Annotated in this window: 11 protein-coding genes; all 11 read left to right on the top strand. The window is 71.8% G+C overall.

The window, feature by feature from the left end; all coding sequences use genetic code 11:
- Nucleotides 1-117: 117 nt before the first annotated feature.
- The 11 genes from ACYVGN_RS08100 (at nucleotide 118) to ACYVGN_RS08050 (ending at nucleotide 11,701) form a co-directional block, all read left to right on the top strand.
- Complete coding sequence (locus ACYVGN_RS08100) at nucleotides 118-492, top strand: FHA domain-containing protein (protein ID WP_460790006.1); 375 nt, start codon at nucleotides 118-120, stop codon at nucleotides 490-492.
- A gap of 28 nt (nucleotides 493-520) precedes the next feature.
- The gene (locus ACYVGN_RS08095; protein WP_460790004.1) at nucleotides 521-5,179 is read left to right on the top strand and encodes an FtsK/SpoIIIE domain-containing protein; all 4,659 of its coding nucleotides are present in this window, start codon (nucleotides 521-523) and stop codon (nucleotides 5,177-5,179) included.
- Between the two features lie 100 nt (nucleotides 5,180-5,279).
- Nucleotides 5,280-5,576: a WXG100 family type VII secretion target gene (locus tag ACYVGN_RS08090; protein WP_230667624.1), complete on the top strand. Its 297-nt coding sequence runs from the start codon at nucleotides 5,280-5,282 to the stop codon at nucleotides 5,574-5,576.
- A gap of 85 nt (nucleotides 5,577-5,661) precedes the next feature.
- Nucleotides 5,662-5,886 (top strand): hypothetical protein, encoded by a 225-nt coding sequence (locus tag ACYVGN_RS08085; protein WP_055987878.1) that lies wholly within the window; start codon nucleotides 5,662-5,664, stop codon nucleotides 5,884-5,886.
- Nucleotides 5,887-5,896: 10 nt separating this feature from the next.
- On the top strand, nucleotides 5,897-7,666 hold the full coding sequence (locus ACYVGN_RS08080) for an ABC transporter substrate-binding protein (protein WP_460790001.1): 1,770 nt from the start codon (nucleotides 5,897-5,899) through the stop codon (nucleotides 7,664-7,666).
- Between the two features lie 85 nt (nucleotides 7,667-7,751).
- Nucleotides 7,752-8,453, top strand: coding sequence for a WXG100-like domain-containing protein (locus ACYVGN_RS08075; protein ID WP_460790012.1), 702 nt, complete (start codon nucleotides 7,752-7,754; stop codon nucleotides 8,451-8,453).
- A complete protein-coding gene (locus tag ACYVGN_RS08070) occupies nucleotides 8,453-9,169 on the top strand; it encodes a TNT domain-containing protein (RefSeq protein WP_460790000.1) in 717 nt (238 codons plus the stop codon). Before ACYVGN_RS08075 ends, ACYVGN_RS08070 begins: the two co-directional genes overlap by 1 nt.
- Before the next feature lie 20 nt (nucleotides 9,170-9,189).
- Nucleotides 9,190-9,453 carry a hypothetical protein gene (locus ACYVGN_RS08065; protein WP_460789998.1) on the top strand — a complete coding sequence of 88 codons (264 nt, stop codon included), beginning with the start codon at nucleotides 9,190-9,192 and terminating at the stop codon, nucleotides 9,451-9,453.
- Between the two features lie 111 nt (nucleotides 9,454-9,564).
- The gene (locus tag ACYVGN_RS08060) at nucleotides 9,565-10,266 is read left to right on the top strand and encodes a WXG100-like domain-containing protein (RefSeq protein WP_460790010.1); all 702 of its coding nucleotides are present in this window, start codon (nucleotides 9,565-9,567) and stop codon (nucleotides 10,264-10,266) included.
- A 1-nt stretch (nucleotide 10,267) separates the two neighbouring features.
- A complete protein-coding gene (locus ACYVGN_RS08055; protein WP_460789997.1) occupies nucleotides 10,268-10,906 on the top strand; it encodes a hypothetical protein in 639 nt (212 codons plus the stop codon).
- Between the two features lie 96 nt (nucleotides 10,907-11,002).
- Nucleotides 11,003-11,701, top strand: coding sequence for a WXG100-like domain-containing protein (locus ACYVGN_RS08050; protein WP_460790008.1), 699 nt, complete (start codon nucleotides 11,003-11,005; stop codon nucleotides 11,699-11,701).
- Nucleotides 11,702-11,905 lie beyond the last annotated feature (204 nt).

The raw sequence follows: 11,905 nt of genomic DNA, 5'->3' as shown, positions 1-11,905 counted from the left end.
CCGGTGAGCTCCGCGACCTCGGCCGCACCGGGAACAAGCTGCGCTCCCCACGCCAGGAGGCCGTAGCCCGCGCCGCCCGCGGCGCCCGCGCGCCCCGCGCCGGAGCCGCCCGTCGAGGTGCTGATCGGGGCCGCCGTCGCCCCGGCCGCCCCGGTCAGGCAGCCGGCCCGGTTCCTGCTGCGCTTCGACGACGGCCAGCACGTCCTGGTGTCGCAGGCGATCGTGCTGGGGCGCCGGCCCGAGGCCTCCGGCGTCGCCGCCGGAGCGCAGGCGGTCGCGATCGCCGACGAGACCCGCTCGCTGTCCAAGACGCACGCGCTGGTCCGCCCCGTCGACGGCGGCCTCGAGATCGTCGACTGCCACTCGACCAACGGCACGGCGGTCTCGCGCGGCGGCGTCGAGCACCCGCTCGCGCCCGGGGGCTCGGCCATCGCGGCGGCCGGCGACGTGGTCCGCATCGGCGACAGGACGGCGGCGGTGGAGCGAGTATGACGGCGCGCACGCAGACGGAGGATGACGCATGAGGCTCAAGCTGACGCTGCACCGCCAGGGGGTGGAGCCGGTCGACATCGTCGTCACGACGGACTCGACCGCGACCGCGGGGGATGTCGCCCGCTACATCGCCGAGGCCGACCCGGCGCGCACGGTCGCGGCCTCCGAGGCCGACGTCCTGACCCTCGCCGTGGCGCCTCCCACGGGCGAGGCGCTCCAGCCGCTGCAGCCGGACGTGCCGATCGGCGAGGCCCCGATCGGATCCGGCTTCGCGGCCTCCATCGTGAACCTCGGCCCGCACCACATCCCGTCGCTGCCGGAGGGGCAGCGCGACGCCGTGGGCGTGCTGCGCGCGACCGACGGCCCGCTCGCCGGCCAGGAGTTCCGCGTCGCCGCGGGACACGTCTTCATCGGACGCGACGCGGCCAACGACGTCGTGCTGGCCGACCCCATGGTGTCCAAGCGCCACGCCCGCCTCGAACTCGGCGCGCACGCGGAGCTGGTGGACCTCAACTCGGCCAACGGCGTGATCGTCGACGGCGTCTCGGTGCAGCGCGTGCGCATCGAGCCGGGCAAGCCCTTCGTGATCGGGGCCACGACGCTCGTCCTGTACCTGGCGCGCGCGTTCGACGGGACGGCGGACGGCGACCCCGTGCTCGAGCGGGGCGGCGGGCTGCTGTTCAACCGCAGCCCCCGCGTCGAGGTGCGCTACCCCGGCACGGCGTTCAAGGCGCCGCGCCTGCCCACCGAGAAGATCGGCCGCCTGTTCCCGTGGCCGATCCTGATCGCGCCGATCATCATGGGCATCGCGCTGTACTCGATGAACGGCAACCCGCGCGCCCTGCTGATGATCGTCATGACCCCGCTCATGGCGCTCGGCAACATCATCAACCAGTCGGTCCAGAGCAGGAAGCAGACGAACCACGAGTTCCTGCTGTTCGAGCGGCAGTTCGAGAAGCTCGAGGAGGACCTCTTCCGCGGCAAGCCCGAGGAGGAGCGGGCCCGCAACGAGGAGGCCCCGCCGGTCGCGGAGGTGTTCGAGCACGCCATGCGCCTCGGCCCCATGCTCTGGACCCGCCGCCCCGAGCACTGGAACTTCCTCGCGCTGCGGCTCGGCACGTGCCGCCTGCCCGCGCGGAACACGATCGGCGACTTCGAGCAGCCCGACGGGCTGCCCGAGTACATCGAGCGCGTCGAGCGGCTGCGCGAGCGGTACGCCGACGTCGACGACGTGCCCGTGTTCGACACGCTCCCCGCGGCCGGATCCATCGGCATCGCGGGCCCGCACGCGCCCGTGGCCGACACCATGCGGGGCATCGCCGTCCAGCTGTTCGGCCTGCACGCGCCCAACGAGGTCGTCACGGTCGCGTTCGCCGACACCACGTGGACCGAGGAGCTCGACTGGATCAAGTGGCTGCCGCACACCACGAGCGAGACCAGCTCCTTCAAGAGCCAGGCGCTCGCCGACTCGGCGCCCACCTCCACCGCCCTGCTCAGCGCGCTCGAGGAGTACGTGCTGCGCGCGAGCGGGGGATCCTCCGAGCCGCGCGGCCCGTTCAAGGAGGACTGGAACCCGCTCGTCTACGGCACCGACGTCGCGCGCGCCGCCAACGACCACGCGCAGCGGCCGCGGGTCTCGGTCATCGTGTTCGTCACGAGCGACGCCCCCGTCGACCGCGCGCGCCTGACCGACGTGCTCGAGCGCGGCGCCGACCACGGCGTGCACGCGGTCTTCATCTCGCCGACCGTCGAGTCGCTGCCCGCCGTGTGCCGCAGCTACATCGACGTCACGGGCGGCCTGGACGACGCGCGCGTCGGCCTCGTCCGCACGGGCGACCTGCTCGAGCACGTGCGCGTCGAGGGCGTCTCGAACGGCTACATGCAGATGCTGGCGCGCCGGCTCGCGCCCGTCGTGGACGCCAGCACGGTCGTGCACGACGCGTCCGACATCCCCAACTCGGTGATGTTCCTGCCGCTCGTCGGCCAGGAGATCGCCGAGGACCCGCACGCCGTGATCGAGCGGTGGCGTCAGAACAACACGATCATCGACCGCGCCCCAGGCCCGCGCCCTCGCCTGAAGAAGGCCGGGTCGCTGCGCGCCATCATCGGCCAGGGCGCGACCGACGCCATGACGCTCGACCTGCGGTCCCAGGGCCCGCACGCCCTGGTGGGCGGCACCACCGGCGCCGGCAAGTCCGAGTTCCTGCAGGCGTGGGTCCTCGGCATGGCGTCGGCGCACAGCCCCGACCGCGTCACGTTCCTGTTCGTCGACTACAAGGGCGGCTCCGCCTTCGCCGACTGCGTCGACCTGCCGCACTGCGTGGGTCTCGTCACCGACCTCAGCCCGCACCTCGTGCGGCGCGCGCTCACCAGCCTGCGCGCCGAGCTGCACCACCGCGAGCACCTGTTCAACCGCAAGAAGGCCAAGGACCTCCTCGAGCTCGAGAAGCGGCAGGACCCCGAGACGCCGCCCGCGCTCGTGCTCGTGATCGACGAGTTCGCCGCCCTGGCGAACGAGGTGCCGGAGTTCGTGGACGGCGTGGTGGACATCGCCCAGCGCGGTCGATCCCTCGGCATCCACCTGATCATGGCGACGCAGCGCCCGGCCGGCGTGATCAAGGACAACCTGCGGGCCAACACCAACCTCCGCATCGCGCTGCGCATGGCCGACGAGTCGGACTCGCGCGACGTGGTCGACGACGAGATCGCCGCGACCTTCCCGCCGTCGATCCCCGGCCGCGCGATCGCGAAGACGGGCCCCGGTCGCCTCGTCCCGTTCCAGTCGGCCTACGCCGGCGGATGGACGTCGACCGACGACACGGTGCCGGTCGAGGTGCGCGTGGCCCAGCTCGGCTTCGGCACCACCGCCGAGTGGGAGCCCGACCGTCCCGCCGAGTCCGACGCGCACGAGCACGACCTCGGCCCCAACGACCAGAAGCGCATCGTGAGCACGGTGATCCGCGCGGCCGACGTCGCGGCGCTGCCGCGCCCGCGCCGCCCCTGGCTCGACGACCTCGCCCCGGTCGTCGATCTGCGCGACATCGCCGTCGAGGGCGACGGCCGCATCCCCATGGCGATGGTGGACGTGCCCGAGCGTCAGCTTCAGGAGGCCGCCGCGTTCGTCCCGGATCGCGACGGCTCGCTCGTCGTGTACGGCACGTCCGGATCCGGCAAGTCGACCGTGCTCAAGACGATCGCCACCGCGGCGGGCATGCGCCCCGACAGGGGCCGCGTGCAGGTGTACTGCCTGGACTTCGCGTCAGGCGCCCTCGGCTCCCTGACGCGGCTGCCGCACGTCGGCTCGGTCCTCGACGGCGCGGACGTGGACCGCATCCAGCGCCTGTTCCGCACCCTGGACGGCGAGATGGACCGCCGCGCGAGCGCGTTCTCCGCGGCGGGGGCGGCCACCGTGCAGGAGTACCGCGACCTGGTCGACCCGTCGATGCCGCGCATCATCCTGCTGATCGACAACTACCCCGAGTTCAAGAAGGACTGGGAGGTCGCGGCGGGGCGCGGACCGTTCTACCGGACGTTCCTGCGGATCCTGGGCGAGGGACGTCCGCTCGGCGTGCACACCGTGATCACGGCCGACCGCGGCAACGCCGTGCCGAGCGCCGTGTCGGCGAACATCTCGCGCCGCGTGGTGCTGCGCATGGCCGAGCCCAGCCAGTACATGCTTCTGGGCACGCCCCGCGACATCCTGGACGACCAGTCCGTGCCGGGCCGCGCGATCATCGACGGGCACGAGGCGCAGATCGCGGTGCTCGGCGGCACGCCCAACGCGGTGGAGCAGACGAAGATCCTCACGGAGCTGGGCGACCGGCTGCGCGCGCAGGGCGTGCGCGACCTGCCCGAGATCGGCGCCCTGCCCCTCGAGGTCCGCACCGACGAGGTGCCCGCGACGGTCGACGGGCTGCCCGTGTTCGGCATCGCCGACGACACGCTCAGCGCGCGCGGCTTCGAGCCGCTGGGGTCCTTCGTGGTGGCCGGCCCGCCGGCGTCGGGCAAGACCAACACGCTCAAGGCGCTGGTGGTGGCGATGGAGCGCTTCGATCCGGACGTGAAGCTATACCACTTCGGCAGCCGCCGCGCGCAGCTCAAGGACTTCCGCCCGTGGGTCCGCAGCGCGACGCGGCCCGAGGACGAGAAGGACCTCGCGACCGAGCTGACCGCGCTGGTCGCGGACGAGGCCACCACGGACCGGATCATGATCGTGATCGAGGACATCCCGCACCTGGCCGACGGCGCCGCGGACCGTCCCATGCGCGCGCTGCTGCAGGCCGTCGCGGACAGCGACCACCTGCTCGTCGGCGAGGCCGACATCAGTCGCGCGAGCGGCAGCATCGGCGTGCTCGGCGAGTGGAAGGTCGGCCGCCAGGGCATCGTGCTCAAGCCCGACACCTACGACGGCGATGCGATCTTCAAGATGCCGTTCGGGCGGGTCAAACGCAGCGACTTCCCGGCCGGGCGAGGGATCTTCGTGCAGGCCGGCCAGGCCGTCACGATGCAGGTGCCTTTCGTGCCCGAGGATGCGCCCGCGACGCCGCCCGCGCCCGCGCAGCGCCCCGCCTCGGAGCCCGCCGACCCCGGTGCGGCCGCCGAGTCGCGACGGGCGCGGCGGGCCGCGGATCCGGCCCCCGCCGGCGCCGCGGGAGGCGCCCCCGTCGCGCCCGCGCATGGGGACTGATGCCCTGGGTACGGCTCCCCGTGGGCCAGGGCTTGCGGGTTGGCTAGCCTCATCGCAGGAGGCCATGGGGGCCTGAACGAAGAACCGCTGGGAGGAATTCATGGCCGGACACGATTTCGGTGCAACCTATAGCGAGATGGAAGGCGCCGCCGCGAAGCTGCGCGACGGCCGCAGCAGCATCGGCGACACGCTGAAGGAGCTGCAGGGCATCATCGACGAGCTGGTCGAGGACGGCTTCAAGACCGAGAACGCCTCGGGCGCCTACCAGACCGCCTACCAGGAGCTCACGAGCAGCCTGGACGACGCGTCGGAGGCCGTGAACGACATGGCCGACGCGCTCGACAAGATGGCCGACCAGATCCGCGACACCGACGCGGGCATGGCCGGCGGCGCCTGAGCCGAGGACGACACCGGAGGCCGTGGTGCCGGTCGCGACGACCGGCGCCACGGCCTCTCCTCTTGGGGCTGAATAGGATCGGGATATGAGCGGGGCACAGACCTACTACTGGTACAACCTGCGGACGCAGCTGGTGGAGCGCGCGGACGAGCGCCCCTCTGACGAGGTGCTCGGGCCGTTCGCCACGGCGCAGGAGGCCGAGGAGTCGCCGGCCGTGCTCATCGAGCACGCGCGCGCGTGGCTCGAGAGCGAGGAGAGCGAGCCCTACCGCGCCATGGCCGAGAACGACGACAGCGCCGACCTCGCGTAGCGGCGGAGCCATGACGGCACACCGCGCCGTCGCGGCGCCGCTCGCCCTGGCGCTCGCCGCCGGCCTCGCGGCCTGCGCGCCCGCCCAGCCCGCGACGGTCGTCCCCGGCTCCGAGATCGTCGTCGGATGGACCGGCGAGCTGACCGGCGTCAACGCCCAGGCGGTCGCGCACGCGACGCCCGGCGACCTCGACGTCGCGGAGCTGACGCGCGCCGGCTTCGGCGACCTGATCGACGGCGAGCTGGTCCCGGACGAGGGCTTCGGCTCCGTCACGATCGTCGATGACGATCCGTTCACCGTCCGGTACGACCTCGCGGAGCCGTCCTGGTCCGACGGCATCCCGCTCGACGCGGCGGACCTCCTGCTCGGCTGGGCGGCGGCGTCCGGCTTCTTCGCCCCGGAGTCCTTCGACCCCGAGGCGCATCGCGATGCGGAGGGGGTCTACCGGCCGGTGCCGGGCGTGCCGTGGTTCGACGCGGTGCCGAGCGGGCTGCGTCGCTCGGCCGCACCGCCCGCGGTCGACGAGTTCGCCCGCGCGATCGAGGTGACGTTCGAGGAGCCGGTCGTGGACTGGCAGCACGCCCTGGCGGTGTCGGTGCCGGCGCACGTCGCGGGGCGGCTGGCGTTCGGACTCGACGACGACATGGAGGCCAAGCAGGCGGTCATCGCCGCGGTCCGCGACGGCGACGCCGACGCGCTCGAGCGGCTCGCCGACGTGTGGAACGAGGGCTTCGCGCTCGATCCCTCGGGCGAGCTGCCCCCGCACCTGCTGCTGTCGAGCGGTCCGTTCCGCGTGCAGGAGGTGGAGCAGGACGAGGCGGGCCAGAGCGTCGTGCTCGTGCCGAACGAGTCGTATCGCGGAGCGCCCACGCCGCAGTTCGCCCGCGTCCGCCTGGCGCCGCCGGGCGACGACCCGGTCGCCGCGATCGGCGAGCAGCTGGACGTCGTGCAGGTGGCGCCCACTTCGGAGAACCGGGCTCCCATCCGCGAGCTGGAGCGGACGGACTTCGCCGTGGACGCCCAGCACGACGGCACGGTCTGGGCCCTGATGCTGAATCCCGGCGGCATCTTCACGCAGCACGCGGTGCGCACCGCGTTCCTGCACGGCGTGCCCCGCGGCGACCTCGTGGAGCGCGGGGCGGGCGGGTGGGCGTCCGTGTACCCGCCTTCGACCTCGATGGTGACGGCGCCCGGATCCCGCGCGTACGACATCGCGAACGAGGACTCCGGCTTCGCGCAGACGCTCGGCGAGCCCGCGGGCCAGCCGGAGGAGGAGCGTCAGGCCGTCGGCGTCGCTCCGGGCACGCGGGTCTGCGTGCTCTACGACCGCCGCAGCGCGTTCGCCTCCGGCGCGTTCGCGGCGCTGCGCGACGCGGGCGCCGAGGCGGGGTGGGGCATCGCCGACTGCGGCAGCGACGACTACGCCGCGGCGCTCGCCGACCGCGACTGGGACGCCGCGATCGCGCGGGTGCCCGTCCCGCAGACCCCGGCCGAGATCGCCGCGCAGTGGGGCGCGGAGGGCGCGGCGTCGATCACGCGGCACGCCGACCCCGAGCGCGACGAGCTGATCGCGCGGCTCGCGCGGACCGCCGACGTGTACGAGGCGCGCGACGTGCGCGCCGCGATCGAGGCGACCATCGTGCGGGCCGCCGTGGCCCTGCCGCTCGCCGCGAACCCCCGGATCACGATCGCCGACCGCGACGTGACCGGCGTCGCCGGCCGATCCGGGCCGGTCGCGCCCCTCACCCACGACTCCGTCCAGTGGGCGCCGGCGCCGTAGACGCGGCGCGACCGCGGGTCTTTGTCCCCATGGTGACGCCGGCGCCGCCCCGCCTACCCTCGAGCGGGGAGGTCTTCACGTGGGCATGATGTTGCCGAACGAGTTGGTGTGGGTCATGGAGAAGCTGGGCTTCGAGTGGCCGGACATCGATGAGGATGAGGTGCGCAAGGGCGCCGTTCTGCTGCGCAATTACGCGTCGGACATGGAATCGGCGATCCAGGCGGTCGACCGCAAGGTGAACAGCGACCTCGCGGGCGCGATGCGGGGCCAGGCCGGGCCGGCGTACGTCAGCGCGTGGAACACCAACCGGTCGCAGAACCTGCAGAAGCTGCTCGACCTCATGTCCCCCGCCGCCTCGGGCATGGACGTCGCGGCGGACGCGATCCTCGCGCTCAAGATCAAGGTGATCGCGGATGTGACCACGACGATGATCGCCCTGGTGGCGATGCTGACCAACCCGTTCACGGCGGCGGGCGCGGGTCCGATGCTGATCATCAAGAAGAAGCTGCTCAATGCGGCCGTGGACATCGTGGTGGAGCAGCTGATCAACCAGCTCGCTCCGCTCGTCGTGGAGCCGATGGCGGAGCAGCTGCCGGCGCTCGTGGATGCGATCCTGGACGCGCCGATGGTGGAGGGACAGGCGGGTGACTCGGATGAGTTCTACGCGGACCTCGAAGCCCTGGAGCAGGCGCAGGGCGAGATGATGATGCACGGCGCGGACATCCAGCAGGTGACGTCGACGTTCTTCGCGGAGTTCTCGGCGCTCGACTTCGGGGGTGACGACTGATGTCCATCAAGCCCGTCATCCGGGAGGTCAAGGAGGCCGTGCTCCGCGGTTTCCGTCACGCCGACGCCCGGCTCCACCAGCTCGGCGACAACCACAGCGATCACCTGAAGGACGTCGTGCGCAAGGTGCGCGGCCAGGACCGGTACGAGCCGTCGCATCGTGCGGACGGCCGCCCCCGGGTGACCGGCGGCCGCGGGTACCTGCCGCTGCACGCCCAGCGCGACGAGCTGGTGCCGAAGCCGTCCAATCTGACGCCCGACGGCAAGATCGACTGGAGCCAGGCGCCGAAGGGGGGTTTCCGGCTCGACGGCAACGGCGACCCGATCAAGCACGATCACACGCCCCGCGCAGGCGACGTGTTCGACCGCTACGGCGGTCCCGGCGGCCGCTACGTGTCTCCGGTTCCCGGCGACGGACCGTTCTCCTACGGCTCGCGATCGCTTCCCTACGAGGAGAACCCGAGCGCGTACCACCAGTACGAGTGGACGCGCGACCTCTCGGAGCTTCCCGACGCGTACCAGAACGCCAGCGAATCGACGCGTGAGAAGATCGACGCGCTGCTCGCCAAGTACGGCGGCAGCCTCACGGACATGACGAGCGTGCAGCGCGGCGAGGCCGCCCCGGCCTTCGGGGAGCCCGGTGGCGCCGTGCAGGACCTGCTGCCGCTCTCCCCGAACCTGCTGCAGCAGCTCGGGATGATCCGGGAGATCCGATGACCACGACGGGAGCACCCGCGATGAATCGCGCAGAGCTGAAGAAGATCATCGCCGACGAGGGTCTCGTCGACGCCCTGTTCCTGGACGAGGAGTCGATCGACGAGGACGCGGTCGTCTTCGAGCCGCGCGGATCCGAGTGGGCGGTCTACCTCACGATCGAGCGGGCGACGGTCGTGCCGGCCACGTTCCGCACGTTCACCGACGAGTCCGAGGCGCTCGAGTACATGCTCCTCAAGCTGAGGCAGAGCGCTCGCGCGCGGGAGCTGCTCGCAGAAGACGAGTGACGGACCCCGGGCGGGCCGACCTCCATGGGCAGGAGGCACCCGGGGGTGCGCTCCCCATGGTCGCGACCGTGAGCAGTCCGTAACGTCCTCCGCGGAGGTGGGGCCGTGGGCATGATGCTGCCGGACGAGCTGATCTGGATCATGGACAAGATGGGGCTCGAGTGGCCCGACGTCGACGAGGACGAGGTCCGCCGCGCCGCGGACCTGGTGCGCGCGTACCGCGACGACATGGAGGCCCTCGTCCAGGCCGCGGATCGCCGCATCAACGGCGAGCTCGCCGCGGCGATGCGCGGACAGGCCGGAGCGGCGTACGTGAACGGCTGGAACCTGAACCGGTCGCAGAACGTCCAGAAGCTGCTGGACGTGCTGGGCCCGGCCGCGGTCGGCATCGACATCGCCGCCGACATCGTGCTGGCGCTCAAGATCAAGGTGATCGCCGACGTCACGATCACGCTCGCGCAGCTGATCCCGCTCCTCGCGGCGGGCCCTTTCGGCGCGGGCGGCGCGGCCGTCCTCATCCTCGCGCGCAAGAAGCTCTTCGACATGGCCATGGAGGCGACGCTCGAGAAGGTGATCGACGAGGTGCTGCCGCTCGCGGTCGAGCCCCTGGCCGAGAAGGTCCCGGGGCTCGTGGCGGCCCTGCTGGACGCCCCGGTCGTCGAGGCGACCGTCGGCGACGCCGACGAGTTCTACGCCGACCTCGAGGCCCTCGACCAGGCGGCCGCCGACATGGACGCGCACGCCGCCGACGTCGAGCTGCTGACCGATCAGCTGCTCGCCGACCTCGCCAACCTGCAGATCTCGGGAGCCTGACATGAGCAGCCTGAAGGTCGTGATCCGCGAGATCGTCGACGCCGTGGACGGCGCCGGCCGCGAGTTCAAGCAGGGCTTCGCCGGCGCGTTCCGCAAGCGCGGAGGCAAGCACCGCGCCGACGCCGACGCCATCCGCGGCCTCGACCGGCGCGCGGCCGGCGAGGCGAAGCACCGCGGCGACGGCAAGGGGCCGACGTCGCACCGCAAGGACTACGACGTCCGCGAGGACGTGGCGCGCGGCCTGGCGTCGCTCGACCACCGGCCCCGCCACCGGTCCGACGACTACGACCCGTTCCGAGACGCCGGCACGTCCGTGGCCAAGGAGCTCAAGGCCGTGCCGGGCGACGTGCTGGACGAGGTCAAGGGCGTGCCGAAGAAGGTGCCCGGCCAGATCCGCGAGGAGCTCTACGAGGACGCGATCGGCCAGAGCAGCCCGGACGAGTACGGTGCGAAGGCCGAGGGGGACATGAGGTTCCTCGCGCCGGCGTCGCAGGCGGGCGACCTGCGGGCGCTCAGCCGCGTGGAGCTCGAGCAGCGGCTCGGCCTGGAGCTCGGATCGCTCGACGGCGCGACCGTGACCGTCAAGGCCATCCCGGACTCGCGGTTCGTGAGCATCGAGATCGACCGACCGGGGGACTGAGCGGCACGACATGGGCAGGTCGCACCGGGGATGCGGTGCCCATGGTCGGTTCCGTGCCCCCTCCGTACAGTCGACCCAGGAGGTGGCGCCGTGGGGATGATGTTGCCGAACGAGTTGGTGTGGGTCATGGAGAAGCTGGGCTTCGAGTGGCCGGACATCGATGAGGACGAGGTGCGCCGGGGGGCGGATCTGCTGCGGGCGTATGGGTCGGATCTGGAGTCGGCGATCCAGGCGGTGGATCGCAAGGTGAATGGTGATCTGGCCGGGGCGATGGTGGGTCAGGCGGGTCCGGCGTATGTGGCGGCGTGGAATGCGAATCGTTCGCAGAATCTGCAGAAGCTGGTGGATCTGATGCCGCCGGCGGCGTCGGCGATGGATGTGGGTGCGGATGCGATCTTCGCGTTGAAGATCAAGGTGATCGCGGATGTGACCACGACGATGATCGCGTTGGTGGCGATGCTGACGAATCCGTTCACGGCGGCGGGTGCGGGGGCGATGCTGATCATCAAGAAGAAGCTGTTGAATGCGGCGGTGGATGTGGTGGTGGAGCAGCTGTTGAATCAGCTGGCGCCGATGGTGATCGAGCCGTTGGGGGAGCAGCTGCCGGCGGTGGTGGACGCGATTCTGGATGCGCCGATGGTGGAGGCTCAGGGCGGGGATTCGGATGAGTTCTCGGCGGATCTGGCGGCGTTGGAGCAGGCGCAGGCGGATATGAAGATGCATGGGGCGGATATTCAGACGGTGACGTCGCGGTTCTTCTCGGATTTCCAGGCGTTGAACTTCGGGGGTGATTGAGGTGGGGAAGTTCAAGCCGATCTTCGAGAGCCTGTCGGAGGCGGCGGTGCGGGGTGCGCGGCATGCGGACGTGAAGCTGCCGCAGCTGGCGAAGAACCACGTGGACCAGCTGGACGACTTCGTGCGCCGCACGCGAGCTTGTCAAGTTGTGTGTGTAAGCGGGCGGTGCCTCGGGGGTGTTAGAGGTAGGGCTGGACGCGGTCG

Source organism: Microbacterium lacusdiani (assembly GCF_054779895.1).
This window is presented reverse-complemented; position numbering and strand designations above follow the sequence as displayed.

Bases quoted from the DNA above. Each gene is read 5' to 3' on its own strand.
- ACYVGN_RS08095 (WP_460790004.1), top strand. From the start codon at position 521: ATGAGGCTCAAGCTGACGCTGCACCGCCAGGGGGTGGAGCCGGTCGAC.
- ACYVGN_RS08090 (WP_230667624.1), top strand. From the start codon at position 5,280: ATGGCCGGACACGATTTCGGTGCAACCTATAGCGAGATGGAAGGCGCC.
- ACYVGN_RS08085 (WP_055987878.1), top strand. From the start codon at position 5,662: ATGAGCGGGGCACAGACCTACTACTGGTACAACCTGCGGACGCAGCTG.
- ACYVGN_RS08080 (WP_460790001.1), top strand. From the start codon at position 5,897: ATGACGGCACACCGCGCCGTCGCGGCGCCGCTCGCCCTGGCGCTCGCC.
- ACYVGN_RS08075 (WP_460790012.1), top strand. From the start codon at position 7,752: ATGATGTTGCCGAACGAGTTGGTGTGGGTCATGGAGAAGCTGGGCTTC.
- ACYVGN_RS08070 (WP_460790000.1), top strand. From the start codon at position 8,453: ATGTCCATCAAGCCCGTCATCCGGGAGGTCAAGGAGGCCGTGCTCCGC.
- ACYVGN_RS08065 (WP_460789998.1), top strand. From the start codon at position 9,190: ATGAATCGCGCAGAGCTGAAGAAGATCATCGCCGACGAGGGTCTCGTC.
- ACYVGN_RS08060 (WP_460790010.1), top strand. From the start codon at position 9,565: ATGATGCTGCCGGACGAGCTGATCTGGATCATGGACAAGATGGGGCTC.
- ACYVGN_RS08055 (WP_460789997.1), top strand. From the start codon at position 10,268: ATGAGCAGCCTGAAGGTCGTGATCCGCGAGATCGTCGACGCCGTGGAC.
- ACYVGN_RS08050 (WP_460790008.1), top strand. From the start codon at position 11,003: ATGATGTTGCCGAACGAGTTGGTGTGGGTCATGGAGAAGCTGGGCTTC.